Origin of the sequence: Sphingomonas sp. SORGH_AS_0950 (assembly GCF_030818415.1) — a bacterium.
Taxonomy (GTDB): domain Bacteria; phylum Pseudomonadota; class Alphaproteobacteria; order Sphingomonadales; family Sphingomonadaceae; genus Sphingomonas.
On the sequence record NZ_JAUTAE010000001.1, the window covers coordinates 1,779,981 to 1,796,261 of the forward strand.

Consider the following 16,281-nt stretch of genomic DNA (forward strand, 5'->3'; position numbering starts at 1 on the left):
GCCCCTCCCATATCGCCCAAGTGACTGATCCGCGTTATATTTCAGATATTTATCTGGAACAGCGCGATGATCGGCCGGTTGCGATCCCACATCCATTGCACGGGAGATCATCATGCCCAAGGCCCTTCGCATCGCGCCCGCCCTTTGCCTCGCGCTCGGCATCGCCGCCGCCCCCACTCCCGCCATGGCGCAGACCCCGCCGCCCCCGCCCCCTGCCGCCGCCACGGCGAAGGCCCCCGATTATGTGAAGGCGGCGGGCATGAGCGACCTGTACGAGATCACCTCCAGCAAGCTCGCGCTGCAAAAATCGCGCAATGCCGATGTCCGGCGATTCGCGCAGATGATGATCGACCATCACCAGCAGACGACCGCCGCCACCGTGCAGGCGGCGCGGCAGGACGGCCTGAGGCCGACACCGCCCCGGCTGGGCGGGGCGCAGGCCTCGATCGGCGAACTGAGCCGCGCTTCGGGCGACGCGTTCGACCGGCTCTATATCGGGCAGCAGATCCCCGCGCATCAGGCCGCGCTCGAACTGCACCAGGGCTTCGCGGCGAATGGCGACAAGCCCGCGCTGAAGGCCAGCGCGCAAAGCGCCGTCCCGATCGTGCAGCAGCATATCCAGATGCTGCAACAGATGCCGCGCTAGGCGATGCGCCCGGCCAGCGCCGTCCGGTCGAGTTCGGCGACCGAACGGACGCCGGTCAGGGTCATGGCGACGCGCATCTCGCTGTCGATCAGGCGGAGGAGGTTGGCGACCCCGGCCTCCCCGTCCGCCGCCAGCGCATAGATGAAGGCGCGGCCCAGCATCACCGCATCCGCCCCCAGCGCCAGCATCCGCACCACGTCGAGCCCCGATCGGATGCCCGAATCGGCCAGCAGCCGGAGTTCGCCCTTCACCGCGTCGGCGATGGCGGGCATGGCGCGCGCGCTCGACCGCACGCCGTCCAGCTGCCGCCCGCCATGGTTGGACACGACGATCCCGTCCGCGCCGAAACGCACCGCGTCGCGCGCGTCCTCCGGGTCCAGAATGCCCTTGATGACGATCACGCCCTTCCAGACATCGCGGATCCATTCCAGGTCGCGCCAGGCGATCGATGGATCGAAATTGGCCGCCAGCCAGCCGATATAGTCGGCCAGCGCGGTCGGCGCGCCGCGATAGGCCGAGATATTGCCCAGGTCATGCGGCCGCCCGCGCAAGCCCACATCCCAGGCCCAGCGCGGATGCGCGACCGCCTGCACCATCCGGCGAAACGCGGCATTGGGCCCCGACATGCCCGAATGCGCATCGCGGTAGCGTGCGCCGGGCGTCGGCATGTCCACCGTGAAGACCAGGGTCGTCACCCCCGCCGCCTGCGCCCGCTCCAGCGCGTCGCGCATGAAGCCGCGATCCTTGAGCACATAGAGCTGGAACCAGATCGGCGCGGCGGACGCCGCCTGCACTTCCTGGATCGCGCAGACCGAGACGGTCGACAGGGTGAAGGGAATGCCCTTGGCCGCCGCCGCGCGCGCCGCCTGCACCTCGCCGCGCCTGGCATACATGCCGGTCAGCCCGACGGGCGCCAGGACCACCGGCATCGCCATCCGGGTGCCGAACAGCTCGGTCTCCAGGCTGAGATCGGCGACGTCGCGCAGGACCCGCTGGCGCAGTTCGATCCCGGCCAGATCCTCGACATTGCGGCGCAGCGTATGCTCGGCATTCGCGCCGCCGTCGATATAATGGAACAGGAACGGCGGCAGCCGCCGGCGCGCGGCCTCCCGATAGTCGGTGGGGGCGGAGATGATCGTCACGCGGCAGCCTCTATCCCGGATGGCCCGGCACGCCCGAGCACGACGACTCGCTGACGGAGCCCTTGCCCGTTCCGTACACCGCACCACCCCCACGGCAAAAGCCCCACGCGCGATGCGCAACGGCCCGGGTCAGGCGATCAATCCGAAATGTTCGATGGCGCGCCCGAGGTGAAAGCGATGGGCACTCAGATCATTGGGAAATTAGGGTGGCGAGGGCCGCTTAACGGGCTTGCCTGCCCGGCTACCCGATCGATCGTCACTGCGCCCCGCCGGCCGGCAGTGTCGTGAAGCCAAACTGCTCAGGCTGACGTCGTGGGGTCGACCCCGGATTGTAAGTCAATAGCCCAGTGGCGTTGGCATCCCGCGCCACCGGTGCCGCGATCAAGGAATTTTCGTCATGGAGGCGGATCAAGGGCAGCGCACGCCCCATCAGGTCCGCGATTGGCTGGGTAAATTCAGTCGATAAGAGCAATTTCCCAGCGTGATCACATGGCCGACTGAAATCCAAAATCAAGCAGCGTCAGGCACTCTCGAAACCAGACGCGACAAAAGCGGGAGAGTTGTTCGTTGTATGAGGTCTATCCTCGCGAACGCAGGGGACAGCATCGACGGAAACATCGGGTTGGAGGCGCTCTCCCGGAACCACGGTGGCCGAATCTCGTCAAGCAGGTGGTCGGCGGGACGTCCATATTCGACATCGCGCCGACCGCCCGTTGCTCCTCAGAACTTCTTGCAGACTTGCACACCGGTGGTTGCCGCCTGTTCGCCATCGGCGACCCGGACGCCGACATCCAGTCCAACATTCCAACCCGACGGCAGCGTCAGGCCGATGCCGGGTGCGAACATAAATTGTTCACGCGACCAAACCGACGCGAGCAGACTGTAGAAGGATGGTCCAGCAACATCGGCATAGTCCAGCCCTTGGCGCGTGCCATTGGTGAACTCATGCAACCATTCGGTCCGCAGCCGCCCGGTCAGCACCCCGAACGGTAGCGGTCGCTGCCAAGCTAGGTGTTCAGTCCCGGCATCTGGTGGATCGGGTTGACGATGAACCGGTCTGGCTCTGACGTCCAGATCTTGGCGATGTATTCGTAGGGTGTGAGCCCGCTGAGCGTCTTGAGCCGTCGGGCGAAGTTGTAGGCGGCCATGAAGTCGGCGAGGTGCGTCCGGAGCTGGTCGTGGCTCTCGTAATGGAAGCGTTTGACGGTCGCCTCCTTGATGGTCCGGTTCATCCGCTCGACTTGTCTGTTGGTCCACGGATGGTTCGGTTTGGTGAGCCGGTGCTCGATGTCGTTTGCCTCGCAGATCATGTCGAAGCGCATTTGGCGGGACCAGGCGGTGTTGCGGTTGCGGGGCTGCTCGGCGAACTGGATGCCATTGTCGGTCAGGATAGTGTGGATGCGGTACGGCACGGCTTTCAGCAGATGTTCGAGGAACTCCCACGCTGTGCGTCTGTCAGCCTTGTCGACCAGTTGAGTGACCGCGAACTTGCTCGTGCGGTCTATGCCGACGAACAGGTAGAGCTTGCCTTGGGCAGTCTGCACTTCGGCAATATCGATGTGGAAGAAGCCGATCGGGTAGCGTTTGAAGCGTTGCCGCTTCGGTTTGTCGCCTTCGATGTCCGGCAGCCGGGAGATCCCGTGCCGCTGGAGGCATCGGTGCAGCGCTGAGCGCGTCAGATGCGGGAGTGACGGTTGCAGGGCGTAGAGGCAGTCATCCAGCGGCAACAGCGTGTGCCGCCGAAACGCCACAACCATTGCCTCCTCGGCCTCGGACAGGGTTGTCGAATGAGGGCCCTTCGGCCCGGTCTTCAGGTCCTCGACGGTCGCCCGCTTACGCCACTTCGCGACCGTCTTCGGGTTGATCCCCAGCTCACGGCTCAGCGTCGAGAGCGAAGCTTGGCGCGCTGTATTGCTGCTCGGACGGCGTGCGTGGTCGTGGCGCTTCCGTGACGTACCTGTCCCATACGGCATCCTTCCATTCCAACGAAAGGATCGCACCATCAAACCGTGGGATCAAACACCTAGTCAAAAGGGTTGAGTCGCAGGATCGAGCACTTGAAAAAAGCGAAGAGGGCGCTTGACCCTCTTCGCTATCAAGTTGTCCGCGCGACCGAAGAGGGGCCTCGATCGCGCGACCGGAGGGATCACACGATGTTGATCCCGCTGGTCTTGATCAGCCCGTTCAGCCCGCTGGGGAAAAAGCCGCCCGCGGATACCGACGTGCCGGACGCGTAAAGGATACCCAGCGCTTCCTCGGGGGTCCGACGAAGGGCGATCCAGTTCGCCCCATCGCGCAAGGGGATGCGGGAGCCGAAATCCTTGTCGCCATCGAACCACCCGATGCCATGATCGAGATCGCGCGGACCATCGAGCCGATTGCGCGCCTCCGCCATGCGCCAGGAACGTTCAAACAATATGTCTTTCGCAGGCAGTGTCCGCGATTGAATGATCGAGCGCTGATACAGCGCGTTGCGGATGATGCCGTCGCTGGCCCCTACGCTTGCCGCAAAGGCTCCGAGCGCGGCGGCCATGCCGGAACTGACCTGGTAGCTCTGATCGATCGACGCCGTCATCGTCACCGCCGATAGCGCGACCGCCCCCAGCAAGAATTCGTCTTGCGCGCTATACGGGTTGAAGTAGCTAGTCGGCGGCGTATCGGACGGTACGCGCGCGATCGCGTCGAACGGGCCATTTTGTCCTCCGGCGATGTTGAGCGCAGGCTGAGCCGTCACCGCCGCCCCCAATGTTCGGCGCAGAAAGCCAATTCGTCCCAACACAGCATTCGCAACCTCATTGATCGCTGCGCACATCCCGCTGTCGGTGAACGTCACCGCCTGGCCGCCGGACACCCCGCCCGCCGTGCCGCTGCCCGTGGTGAGCGCGGCAGGCAGGCTGGTCCCGTTCAGTCCGCGAACCAGATAGGTACCGTAGAGATAATGCAGCTGAAGTATGAAATTCAGCCGGTCGTTATCGGTCGCGGTATAGCTGGGCGGCGGGGTCGGGGTGGAGGTGGCCGATGCGGTGGGCGTCGGTGTCTTCACATTCTCCGATCCGACGACATCGTCATTGCAGCCTTCCAGCAGAGCAAGCCCCCCCGCCATTGCCGAGGCGGTGCCGAACCAGCGGATCATCTGGCGGCGGGTGGTATCGGACGCACCCAGTTCCTTGTTGGAAATCGTCATGTCATCCCCCTTGGGAATCAGGCCGTTACGTTCAGTTGACGGCGGTGGTTCTGATCGCCCCGTTGATTCCGGTCGGGAAGAACCCGCCCTGAGTCGCGGCGCCCGAGGTCATGAACAAGACGTTCAGCGCCTGACCCGGCGTGCGCATTAGGTGAAGGCCATCATCGTCCGTCAGACCGAGTCGCGTCGTCATCTGACCATTGATCAGGACCGGGGACATGCCGCGGTCCGTGATGGTCGATCCATCGATGCCGTTGCGCCAGGCCGCCATCCGGTCGACCATCGTCATCAGTTCGGGACGGGCGGGGGCGGCGGCCATCAGGATCGTGCGGACCGTCGTCACATCGGTGGCGGCGGTCGATGCCATCGACACCATCGCGGCCCGGACGATACTATTGGTATATTGCGACAAAAGTCCGCTGAGGGCAGTCGCCTGGACCGCCAAAATCGTTTCCGCTGCCAAAGCTAAGTTTAGCGGCGAGGCATAAGGATCGAAGCTTTCGTCCGTTCCGATTGCCCCCGCCATACGAAACATTGCGGTAAAGCGCTCCGCCGACATGTCGATCTGCGTCTGGGCCGGGGCGTCAGCCCGCAGCAGGGATCGCAGCAACAGGGTGCGGAACCACAGCGAATCGGCGATTTCCCGGATGCGGGACTGAATATCGCGCGTGCCGGTGGGAAAGGACACCTGCTTTGCGGATGTGGCGGACACTCCAGGCTGGTCCAGCGTCTCACCGCCCCGAATATATTGCGCAGGCAATTGGCGATCCTTTCCATAGATCGCGAGCTGCAACATATTCGTCGAGAGGTAATGCAGGTTCAGCGCGAACTGAAGCGGCGCCGTATCCACAGACGACGCGGTCTGAGCAGATGCCGAACCTACTGTGCCAGCAATCGCGACTCCGGCCAGGACCGTCGCGAAGAACTCGCGGCGCCCTGCCCCTGCGATCGCAAGCTTTTCGACAGATATGACATTGGTTTCCCTCATACTCCTCCCCTTCCCCCAATTCGCGCTGTTAACGCTAACGCTACAAAATCCCCGACCATCTGAGTGGTCATAAAATCTGGTACCGTGAGCACTTGGCCGCACGCCGTCATATCGACGCACGAACCTCGCTTGCGAAATGACTTTTAACTTGTCCTACTATAATAGTCCATCTATATTGCACCTGTTAAAGCACAAAAGTTGCCGGAAACGTTTTTGGGGGAGGTCGGGATGTTGTCCATACGCGGGCTCGCAAATGGGGTTGCCGTAACTGCGATAATCGCTGCTTATCCGGTGACTAGCGCTGCTGCCGAGCAATCGGAGGATACCACTGAAAAGGCTCAAAAATTACTCACGGGGGACAAGAGAATTAAAGAACGCCCTCGCAAACGGTCAAAGCGAGAGGAGAAACTTGCCAAGGAGGCTGCGAAAAGCGGCGAATCGCAGCCGCAGCTTTCCAACGACAATGGCCGCTTGGAGGGCGACATCATCGTCATGGGGCTTCGCGAAAATGTGAAGTCGGCCCGCAACGCCAAGCGTCGGGCATCCCAGATCGTCGACGTCGTTGTTGCCCAGGATATCGGCAAATTGCCGGACAAGAATATCCCAGAAGCGTTGGCGCGAATCCCCGGTATCCAGATCGAGCGGAACCGCGGCGAAGGGGGCGACGTCAAGATTCGTGGCCTGGGAGGGGTCATGACGACGGTCAACGGATCGCCGACCTTTTCCGCAGGTGACCGCACGACCTATCTGAACGACATCTCGTCCGACATGGTCGCGGGTATCGAGGTCTATAAGACGCGCACCCCCGATCAGGTGGAAGGTAGCCAGACCGGCGTCATCAACTTGACGCTGCGCCGCCCGACCGACTTCAAGGAAGGCGCGACCTACGCCTTCAGCGTGCGCGGCGACTATGCCGACCAGATCAAGAAGGTAAATCCCTATTATAGCGCGCTGATCGCCTATAATGCCGACACCGCGATCGGGCGGTTGGGCTTTTCGGTCAATGGATCGATCAACGATGTCCGTTACAACGAATCAATCCGGTGGAACTCTAGGCCCCATATTCCCGGCGATTCGCGCCTGACGTTCCTGCCCAGCACCACGCCGCGCAACGTCTATATGCCATGGGCGGTCGGTTTTTCTGGGCCGAATGGTTGGTCGAAGCGCGCCGACGTCAACGTGTCCACCCAATGGCGCCCGGACGATCATTGGTCGATCACCCTGGAAGGCGGCTATCGCAAGCAGCGCATGTTGTGGGCGGACAACCAGTTCGACATTCCGCTGACCTATTCCACCACCTCGGCGCCGCTGCCGGTGCTGTCCAACATCGTGCTGGGTCCTGACGGACGCTTGGTGAAGTCGCTATCGGCGACCTCGCTCGACCCCATGGGTCCGGGCCGTCAGTCGGCCCTGCATAAAAGCACCAATTATAATGGCCGCTTCCAGGTCGATTTCAAGAACGAAAGATTCGAATTCAACAGCTGGGTCAATTGGGCACGCGCCGAAAACGATTCCAATCACATTTTTCACTGGATTCGGTTCAACCAACAACCTGATTACGACGTCATCTTCAATGACACTACCGACCCACTGGGAGGATCGAACGTTACCTTCAAGAACATAAACCTGCTCGATCCCAAAAATTATTTGTATATCGATGGGTTTGACCAAGCAAAACAGTTCACCTATAGCTCTGAAATAGAAGCGAAATGGGATCTTAAGCTTTATACGGATTCCAGTTTCATTGACTATGTCAAGTCCGGCTTCCGCTACGCCAATCGGACATATTCGCGCGGATATGGATTTCGCGGCGCCTATGGTAACCTTCGCATTCCGATTGTAAGCCTGCCGAATTACAAGCTGGTCAGCAGCTCAAAGGGGTTTCAGGGCTCCAAATCAGCGTCGAATGCCGAGTGGCTGATCGGCGACAGCGATTCGATTCGCAACAGCTTTGACGATATCCGGGCGAGACTGGTTGGTATCTACCCCGAACTGGCCGACCGTTATCCCAAATATAATCCGCTGGATGGCTTTGGGGGATCGGATGGCAGCTATGCCGCCTATGTGATGGCGCATTACAACATAAAGCTGCTGTTCCCCATCGATGGCGTCGTCGGCACACGTTTCGTCAACAGCCTGACCAATCTGACGGCGATCCAGAGGACATCCCAATTCGTGAACGTCGACAACCAACTGGTCGAGCAGACGGTCGATACGACGATCAGTCCGAAAGCCAATTTCCTGGACGTCATGCCCAGTGTGAATGCCATCATTCACTTCACGCCCAAGCTCCAATTGCGCACGGCCTGGACCTATGAAGTCGGGCGGCCGAGCGTCTATCAAATCAATCCTCGCCTGACGCTGGACTTGCGCAACCGGAGCGGGCCGACCGCAGGCGGCGGCAACCCGCGACTGGGGCCGATCACGACGAACAAATATGACGCCTCACTCGAATGGTATTTCGGACCCACCGGCCTGGCCAGCCTTGCGATTTGGCAATGGAATCAGGATGGTCTGATCGGCAATCGCCAGCTTCCTGAGATATTGCCGGAATCACCCAATGTCCCGGTGCTCGTGACGCGGCCCTATAATCTCGGTCGTGGCCGACATCGCGGTATCGAAGGCAATCTGACGACCTTCTTCTCGTTCCTCCCCGGCATCCTGAAAAACTTCGGCGCTCAGGTGAACGGTACGATGAATCTGACACGCCAGGCTTATCCCGTATTCAAGCCGAATAGCACATCGATTGGCGAAGCCGAGTTCATTTATGGTCCGTACCTAAATGTATCCAAATATATGTACAATCTGGTTGGCTTTTTCGAAAAGGATGGATTGAACGTTCGTGTCGCCTATAACTGGCAGTCCCGCCGGCAATGGTCGGTCGATGCCAATGATCCGTACAACAACATATTTCTGGATCCAGTCAAACGTCTGGATGCGTCGATCAACTATGACGTAAACAAAAATCTGACCTTGGCATTGGAGGGGTCGAATCTGACGGCGGATGGCAACCGCAGCTATTTCGGCTCTTATGCCGCGCCGCAGGACGTACGATACTTCTCGCGCAATTTCAGCTTCTCGGTCCGAAGTCGCTTCTGATAGCATCTGCCTTGTCCGTGCACTCCTTCCTTCCCCTATGATCGATCGATTATCGAACAGCGGATCAAGGAAGGAGTGCCGAGCGCCATTGCAGAGGCACATACTTTCGCATTTCGGTCGGCCTCTGAGCTGGCCCCCATTTCGACCGGACGGATTCAAGCCTAAGAAGGAGGCTTGGGGCTATCCCCTAAGCATAGGCTTATGTCCGTGTCCGAAATCATCACCGACGGCGGTCGTCGCCGTCACTGGAGCACGCCTGAGAAGCTGAGGATCGTCGAGGAGACGCTCGATGGTCGCGAGAGCATATCGGTGGTGGCACGCCGCAACGGCGTGGCGCCGAACCTGCTGTACCGCTGGCGGCGGCTGATGCTGGAGGGCGGGAGCGTCGCGGTCGCCGGCGACGACGACGTGACCAGCAATCGCCAGGTCCGCGAGATGGAGACCCGCATCCGCGAACTGGAGCGCCAGCTCGGCCGCAAGACGCTGGAGGTCGAGATCCTGAAGGAGGCGCTGGAGCGCTCACGCCCAAAAAAAGCGAGCTTGCTCATGCACTCGCCGTTGCCGGAGACTATCCGGTGAGCCTGGTCGCCAAGACGCTCGGGGTCGGGCGCTCGACGGTGTACGACCGCCTGACCGGCCGCACCCGGACGCGCGGGCCGTACGCCAAGGCCGACGACGCGGACCTGCTGCCCCGCATACGCCAGATCGCCGCGCAGCGGCCCACCTACGGCTACCGCCGCATCGCGGCAGTCCTCAATCGACAGCAACGCGCCGAAGGACTGGCGCCGGTCAATCACAAGCGCGTCTATCGCATCATGGCCGCGGACCGCCTGCTGCTGGCGCGGCGCTACACCGAGCGGGCCGACTATGGCCATGACGGCGTCGTGGTGGCGATCCGCTCGAACCTGCGCTGGTGCTCGGACGGCTTCGAGTTCACCTGCTGGAACGGCGAGGTCGTGCGCGGCGCCTTCATCATCGACGCCCATGACCGCGAGATCATCGCCTGGCGCGCGATCGCCAATGCGGGCATCAGCGGCTCGGACGTGCGCGACATCATGCTGGAAGCCGTGGAAACCCGCTTCGGCGGTATGCGCGCGCCCGTGCCGGTCGAGATGCTGTCCGATAACGGCTCGGCCTATACTGCCCGCGAAACACGCACCTTTGCCCGGCAGCTGGGCCTCAAACCCTGCTTCACGCCCGTTCGCAGCCCGCAGTCCAACGGCATCTCGGAGGCCTTCGTTCATACCCTCAAGCGCGATTACGTCCGCGTCTCGCCGCTGCCTGATGCTCCCACCGCGTTGACATCGCTTGCCGGATGGATCGAGGACTACAACGACAACCACCCCCATTCAGGGCTCAAAATGCGTTCACCGCGCGAACATCGCGCACTGGTTTCTGCAACCGCCTGAATCCGTCCGGTGAAACGGGGGCCAGATCATGCGCCCCGCCACCAACGTGCGCATTAGCATGCTGTCATAGCCTTTGACGCGGACCTCCCGATAGAAGCCGATCTCGGCGAGATGCGCCAGACCGTCGGCGTCGTTCGCGTCGGTCTTGTTGGCCGCCATGTCGAGCGCCGCCTTTGCATGACGCGCATCGATGCAGATCGCCGGCAAGCCCAGCGCGGTCAGCTCATGATAGAACCACACCGACAGCGGACCGGTTTCGAACACGACCCGTTCCGCATCCGGCGCGCGCTTGCGGATCAACTCGGCCAGCGTCTGCGGATCCGAAGCACATTTGCCGCGCCAAATCCGCTTGCCCAAATGCCGTATGGAGACGGCCGTATCTTTCAACGACACGTCCAGACCGATATACTCGCCCATGGTTGTTCTCCGTGCGATGCCTGGGCCCGGCGCCAGTCGTGAGCCCGTCTGTCCATCCTATCGGGGAACAACCACCTGTCTGCCGTCCTGTTGGAAGCGGAGACACGGGGCAGATCGCTCCCGCGATTACCCCATGTTTTGGGAAAGGGCGGCCTGTTCGCCACGGAGCCATGCCGCCCCTGCACCAACCTATTTCAGTGGCAGGAACAGTTCAGCGACCGCCTCATGTTCCGGCACCTCCGGGAAGAAGGTGATGCGCTGGCAGTAGAGCGGGAAATCTCGCGCCTCCTCGCCGCTGGCGGGTAGCCAATCGCGGTAGAGGTACAGGGCGGCAGGCTCCAGATTGTCGGTGTTGCCGACGACGCGCAGGACCGCACAGCGTCCGCCGGGAATGGTGCCGGCTTCGATCCGCTCGCCGTTCGCCTCGATCGGGCGATCGGTACCAACGCACAGGTCCAAGCGGTATTCGGCCGAAGGCGTCGTGCGCGGATCGGAGTGAAAGACGTTGAAGGTCGGGGCGGTCTTCGGCGACAGCCCGGTCGCTTTGCGCCAAGCGATGAAACGCTGGATGGTCGCGCCGATCGTCGCCGGGTCGCCGCGATGCTCCATGATCGCCACGGGCGTCGCGGCCACGTCTCGGATCGTCACGTCATCAGTGGTATAGGTGGTCTGCATGAGCTTGCTCCTCGCGTTGTCGAGAGGCCGGAAGGCCGCAAGCCACGGCTCCCAATCGGGAGCTTTCCTGAACGACGACGGCGACTGCCCGAACCGTTGCCGAAAGGCGCGGGCGAAGGCGTCTGGGGCGTCGTATCCGGCATCCATCGCTATGTCGGTAACGCTGTGCGCGTCCCGATAGGCCAGCCGGTGGGATGCCCGCTTCATGCGGGCCAGCTGGACGTAGCGATGCAGCGACAACCCGAAGGTCGCCGTGAACTGTCGGTGGAAATGGTATTTCGAGAAGGCCGCGACACCGCTCACCGTGTCCAAGTCCAAGTCGCAATCCAAGTGCCGGTCGATGTGATCCAGCACCCGCTGCATCCGGGCATGGTAGTGGGGAAGCGCCGCCTTCATCGTCCTCTCCTCCGTGGCGACGCCAGCTAGGCGCTCACGGATATGACGCGCTCGACCGATCTTGCGGTTCTAACACAGCCCGATGGTCTTTCCCGCAAAGGAACGACCTGCGAGTCGGCCGGGCGTTCCCGTTGGGATCGAATATCGGGAACGTAGATCGCTTCTGAAAACCCGCACGTAGCGAAAAGATTGGCCGCTTCCGCCGGGTGCGCTGATCCGCTATTGGGTTGGCATGACAAGCCCGATGACGATCAACTCGCAACGCTGGTGGCCCGCGATCTAAGCGCGGCCTGTCATATACCTTTGACCCGGCCGCTGCTCTCGGCGGCCCGGTCACAACAATCCCGACGATAGCAGCGGCAACCTTTGGAGAGTTGCCTCAATGCCATCTTCTTCGCGCCCGGTGATCCTGACCGGCGACCGCACGACCGGTGCACTACACCTCGGTCACTATATCGGTTCGCTCCGCAACCGTGTGGAGCTTCAACATACGCACCAGCAATATGTGCTGCTCGCTGACTCCCAAGCACTGACCGATAATGCCGATAATCCTGGCAAGGTTCGCCGCAACGTGTTGGAAGTCGCAACCGATTACCTCGCGGTGGGCATCGATCCGTCGTTGTCCACGATCTGCCTGCAATCCGCAATGCCGGCGCTGGCCGAACTGACGCTTCTATACCTCAACTTCGTGTCGGTCGCACGCCTTGAACGCAATCCGACCATCAAAGATGAGATACAGGCGCGCGGCTTCGGCCGAGACATTCCTGCTGGCTTCCTCTGCTACCCTGCGGCGCAGGCGGCCGACATCACCGCCTTCAAGGCTACCGTGGTCCCGGTCGGGGAGGATCAGGCGCCGATCATCGAGCAGACCAACGAGCTTGTCCGCCGTCTCAACCGCCAGATCGGACGGGCGCTTCTCCCCGAGGCACAGGCGCTGATCCCAACGACGGGGCGGTTGCCCGGCGTGGACGGCAAGGCGAAGATGAGCAAGTCGCAGGGCAACGCCATTCCGCTATCGGCCACGGATGCCGAGATCGCGGCGGCGGTTCAGCGCATGTATACGGACCCGAACCACCTTCGGGCATCCGATCCGGGGCAGGTGGAGGGCAACGTGGTCTTCACCTACCTCGATGCGTTCGACGTGGACTTGGAAGCGGTCGCCCAATTGAAGGCGGAATACCGACACGGCGGCTTGGGCGACATGGTGCTGAAGCGTCGTCTCACCGGCATCCTTCAGGCGATCGTCACCCCAATCCGCGAGCGGCGAGCGGCGCTTGCCGCCGATCCCGACACCATCATGGATATACTGCGCGCCGGTGCGGAGAAGGGCAGGCAGATCACGCAACAGACGAAGGCCGAAATCATAGAGGGGCTGAACCTGTTTCGCTTGTAGCGGCACGGGCACCCGGCTTCCCGATTAGGAAGGTTGGGCAAGACGGCTGGGACATTCCCATTGGGAACCCGAGGTAGGATTCCGGTTGAGCCGGGTGGTCCAACGTATGCCCCGGGCATGGGCATTCTCAAAATCCGTTCCCGATTGCCATTTCCCAAAACCACCGTTCTGTGATGGGAAATCGGGAACGCCATCAACCAGCCTGCGATAGACAGCAAGACGTCGAAAACTCGCCTCCTTCTTGTCGACCTGACACGGTGAACCGGTAACGCAGGCACTTCTGGAAAATTCGCGAGCGCCCCCCGCAACGGCGTCGCGTCGAACCTGCCACGCCCGGCCCATGAGCCGGCGCGCATCACCTCCAACGACCCAAGTGACCTCCGCGTCGCCGGGCAGTCATGCGCGTATAAACGATCCGGGGCTTGTCAGCGCGGCCTTCGACGATTCATGGTCGACCCTCGAACAGGAGGTCGCGCTGATCGATCGGCTGTTCGGCGGCGAGATCGCCGCGCTGTTCGAAAGGTCTAACAATGGGAAGCGACACGTTCGCGGGTAAGCGCGTCTTCGTCTATGCGCGGGTATCGACGACGCGGCAGGAAAAGAACGACTTGTCGTTGCCGGATCAGATCGCCACCGCCGAACGCTGGATCGAGGATCATGGCGCGCAGTCCGTCAGGGTCTTCTCGGAAGCGGGCAGCGCGACTGACGATCATCGGCGAGCCTTTCGTGAGATGATCGCGCTCGCCGAGTCGAATGAGCGTCCGGTCGACATCATCCTCGCGCATTCGCTGTCGCGGCTGTTCCGCAACGCGCTCGACTTCATGCAGTATCGCGAGCGACTCCGCAGCAAGAAAATCCGCATTATTTCGGTGACGCAGGATTTCGGCGACGATCCGACGTCCGACCTAGCCGTGTCGATGCTCGCCATCTTCGACGAATATCATTCGGCCGAGAACGCCAAGCATGTTCGCCGCACCATGGTGGCCAATGCCGTGAACGGCTTTTGGAACGGGCAGACACCGCCGATCGGCTTCCGCACCTGCACCGTGCCGCAGGCGCGCGGCAAGGACCGCAAGAAGCTGGAGCACGACCCCGAGACGGTCGACATGGTCCGCTACATCTTCAAAACGTATCGCGAAGGCACGGCGAGCGGCCCGATCGGCGTCACGGGCTTGGCGCATCACCTCAACGAACGCGGCTATCGCATCCGGGGCAAGCGGTTCAGCATCGGGACGTTGCACAACATCCTGACTAACACCGCCTATATAGGCTATGTCATCTTCAACCGCCGGAATTCTCGCACCGGTGAGACGCGGCCGGAAAGCGAGTGGGTGCCGATCCCGGTGCCGCCGATCATTGATGAAGAGACGTTCTACGCGGTCCGCCAGCAGATGGCCGACCGCGACCCGCGGATGGGCGAAGCGGCCGCGAAGACGAATACGAATCTGCTGACCAGCCGCGCGGTCTGCGGTTGCGGTGGGGACGGTTGCGGCGCCGGGATGATGACGAGCACCGGCAAATCCGGCCAGTATCGCTATTACGCCTGTTCGGCGCGGATCAAGCGCGGGCCGGACGCGTGCACGGGACGCCGCGTTCCGATGGAGCAGCTGGACGATCTGGTCGTCGGCGCGGTGACCCGTCATCTCGTCCAGCCGGAACGGCTGACCACGCTTCTGCAGACATGGCTGGACCGGTCGGCCACCGCCGTCGCGGAGCGCGCCGCTGAACTGAAACGGCTACGCGCCCGACTGACCCAACTCGATGGCGAAAGCGCTAGCGTAATCAGGCTGGTCCGGAACAACACGCTGAGCCCCGACGATCCGCAAGTCGCCAGTGAACTCGGCAACATCCGTGCGCAGAAGGCCAGCACCCAAGCCGACATCGCCGTCCTCGAACGGCAGCTCGACGCTGGTGATCGGCGAATCACGCCTGAAATCATCGCCCGGTTCGGCGATCTGCTTCGCCGTAAGCTAGACGAATCGGACGGCAGGATGCGCAAGGAATACATCCACCTGCTCGTGGACCGCGTCGAAGTCGGCGACCGCGAGGTTCGGATCACGGGGCGCAACGCGATGCTGGAACGCGCGATCATAGCATCCCAGACGCCGAGTGCCGCAGTGCCCAAAGCTGAACAGAAATGGCGCACCCGACAGGATTCGAACCTGTGGCCTCTGCCTTCGGAGGGCAGCGCTCTATCCAGCTGAGCTACGGGTGCGTGGGCGAGCCGACTAGCATCGCCCGTCCGCACGCGCCAGCCCTTTTATGCCGCCACGGGCGCTTTTCCGGATTTGGCCGCAGGGGCGGGCGTCTTGGGGCGATAGGCGCACAGGTCCTCGACCGGGCAGCGCCAGCATTCGGGCCGCCGGGCCTTGCAGATATAGCGGCCGTGCAGGATCAGCCAGTGATGGGCATGGACGCGGAACGGCGCGGGCGTCGCCTTGTCCAGCTTGAGTTCGACCGCCAGCACCGTCTTGCCCTTGGCCAGCCCGGTGCGGTTGCAGACGCGGAAGATGTGCGTGTCGACCGCGAAGGTCTCCTGCCCGAAAGCCACGTTCAGCACGACATTGGCGGTCTTGCGCCCTACGCCGGGCAGCCGCTCCAGCGCCGCGCGATCCTCCGGCACCTCGCCGCCATAATCGTCGACCAGCATCCGCGACAGGGCGATGACGTTCTTGGCCTTGGTGTTGAACAGGCCGATCGTCTTGATGTGCTGTTTCAGCCCATCCTCGCCCAGTTCAAGCATCTTTTGCGGCGTGTCGACCTCGGCGAACAAGGCGCGGGTCGCCTTGTTGACGCCGATATCGGTGGCCTGCGCGGACAGTGCGACCGCGACCACCAGCGTATAGGGGTTGCGGAACTCCAGCTCGGTCTCGGGATGCGGGTTCGCCTCCGCCAGCCGGTGGTAGAATTCGACGACGTCCGCCTTCTTCAT

Annotated in this window: 10 protein-coding genes, 1 tRNA gene and 3 pseudogenes; 5 read left to right on the forward strand and 9 right to left on the reverse strand. The window is 62.2% G+C overall.

The features are described 5' to 3' along the window. The first annotated feature begins 112 nt into the window (after positions 1 to 112). Positions 113 to 646 carry a DUF4142 domain-containing protein gene (locus tag QE385_RS07725; protein WP_307100628.1) on the forward strand — a complete coding sequence of 178 codons (534 nt, stop codon included), beginning with the start codon at positions 113 to 115 and terminating at the stop codon, positions 644 to 646. On the opposite strand, the gene lldD is transcribed toward QE385_RS07725, so the two are convergent. The 5 genes and pseudogenes from lldD to QE385_RS07750 all read right to left on the reverse strand — a co-directional run bounded on the left by lldD (position 643) and on the right by QE385_RS07750 (position 5,960). Continuing rightward, entirely contained in the window at positions 643 to 1,788 is a 1,146-nt protein-coding gene (gene lldD / locus QE385_RS07730) for an FMN-dependent L-lactate dehydrogenase LldD (protein ID WP_307100630.1), read from the reverse strand. The two genes, QE385_RS07725 and lldD, sit on opposite strands and share 4 nt — an antisense overlap. Positions 1,789 to 2,508: 720 nt before the next feature. Then, entirely contained in the window at positions 2,509 to 2,769 is a 261-nt protein-coding gene (locus tag QE385_RS07735) for a hypothetical protein (protein WP_307100632.1), read from the reverse strand. Between the two features lie 26 nt (positions 2,770 to 2,795). Beyond that, positions 2,796 to 3,754 (reverse strand): annotated as a pseudogene (locus tag QE385_RS07740) (IS481 family transposase). 180 nt (positions 3,755 to 3,934) lie between these two features. Continuing rightward, a complete protein-coding gene (locus QE385_RS07745) occupies positions 3,935 to 4,921 on the reverse strand; it encodes a ferritin-like domain-containing protein (RefSeq protein WP_307100634.1) in 987 nt (328 codons plus the stop codon). Between the two features lie 82 nt (positions 4,922 to 5,003). Next, positions 5,004 to 5,960, reverse strand: a complete 957-nt coding sequence (locus tag QE385_RS07750; RefSeq protein ID WP_307100636.1) for a ferritin-like domain-containing protein — start codon at positions 5,958 to 5,960, stop codon at positions 5,004 to 5,006. 228 nt (positions 5,961 to 6,188) lie between these two features. On the opposite strand from QE385_RS07750, the gene QE385_RS07755 reads away from it, so the two are divergent. Together QE385_RS07755 and QE385_RS07760 are read left to right on the forward strand one after the other, a co-directional pair. After that, positions 6,189 to 9,059, forward strand: coding sequence for a TonB-dependent receptor (locus tag QE385_RS07755; RefSeq protein ID WP_307100638.1), 2,871 nt, complete (start codon positions 6,189 to 6,191; stop codon positions 9,057 to 9,059). Between the two features lie 201 nt (positions 9,060 to 9,260). Continuing rightward, positions 9,261 to 10,468, forward strand: a protein-coding gene (locus QE385_RS07760; RefSeq protein ID WP_307098189.1) for an IS3-like element ISGbe2 family transposase whose coding sequence is annotated in 2 segments (ribosomal slippage) — positions 9,261 to 9,585 and positions 9,585 to 10,468 — 1,209 coding nt in all. Because the reading frame shifts where the segments join, the coding sequence is not laid out codon by codon here. A 30-nt stretch (positions 10,469 to 10,498) separates the two neighbouring features. Here the strand turns inward: QE385_RS07760 and QE385_RS07765 are convergent. Together QE385_RS07765 and QE385_RS07770 are read right to left on the reverse strand one after the other, a co-directional pair. Then, positions 10,499 to 10,885, reverse strand: a pseudogene (locus QE385_RS07765) (transposase); the annotation flags it as partial. A gap of 189 nt (positions 10,886 to 11,074) precedes the next feature. Then, positions 11,075 to 11,956, reverse strand: a complete 882-nt coding sequence (locus QE385_RS07770; RefSeq protein WP_307100640.1) for a GyrI-like domain-containing protein — start codon at positions 11,954 to 11,956, stop codon at positions 11,075 to 11,077. Positions 11,957 to 12,338: 382 nt separating this feature from the next. On the opposite strand from QE385_RS07770, the gene trpS reads away from it, so the two are divergent. Both trpS and QE385_RS19840 read left to right on the forward strand, forming a co-directional pair. Beyond that, entirely contained in the window at positions 12,339 to 13,349 is a 1,011-nt protein-coding gene (gene trpS, locus QE385_RS07775) for a tryptophan--tRNA ligase (RefSeq protein ID WP_307100643.1), read from the forward strand. A gap of 530 nt (positions 13,350 to 13,879) precedes the next feature. Further along, positions 13,880 to 14,923: pseudogene (locus tag QE385_RS19840) on the forward strand (recombinase family protein); the annotation flags it as partial. A 564-nt stretch (positions 14,924 to 15,487) separates the two neighbouring features. Here QE385_RS19840 and QE385_RS07790 read toward each other — a convergent pair. Both QE385_RS07790 and nth read right to left on the reverse strand, forming a co-directional pair. After that, positions 15,488 to 15,564, reverse strand: a tRNA-Arg gene (locus QE385_RS07790). A gap of 45 nt (positions 15,565 to 15,609) precedes the next feature. Beyond that, the gene (nth, locus tag QE385_RS07795) at positions 15,610 to 16,281 is read right to left on the reverse strand and encodes an endonuclease III (protein WP_307100649.1); all 672 of its coding nucleotides are present in this window, start codon (positions 16,279 to 16,281) and stop codon (positions 15,610 to 15,612) included.

Excerpts from the sequence above, each read along its gene's own strand:
- QE385_RS07725 (WP_307100628.1), top strand. The coding sequence starts at position 113 with ATGCCCAAGGCCCTTCGCATCGCGCCCGCCCTTTGCCTCGCGCTCGGC.
- QE385_RS07745 (WP_307100634.1), bottom strand. The coding sequence starts at position 4,921 with ATGATCCGCTGGTTCGGCACCGCCTCGGCAATGGCGGGGGGGCTTGCT.
- QE385_RS07750 (WP_307100636.1), bottom strand. The coding sequence starts at position 5,960 with ATGAGGGAAACCAATGTCATATCTGTCGAAAAGCTTGCGATCGCAGGG.
- QE385_RS07755 (WP_307100638.1), top strand. The coding sequence starts at position 6,189 with ATGTTGTCCATACGCGGGCTCGCAAATGGGGTTGCCGTAACTGCGATA.
- QE385_RS07770 (WP_307100640.1), bottom strand. The coding sequence starts at position 11,956 with ATGAAGGCGGCGCTTCCCCACTACCATGCCCGGATGCAGCGGGTGCTG.
- trpS (WP_307100643.1), top strand. The coding sequence starts at position 12,339 with ATGCCATCTTCTTCGCGCCCGGTGATCCTGACCGGCGACCGCACGACC.
- nth (WP_307100649.1), bottom strand. The coding sequence starts at position 16,281 with ATGAAGAAGGCGGACGTCGTCGAATTCTACCACCGGCTGGCGGAGGCG.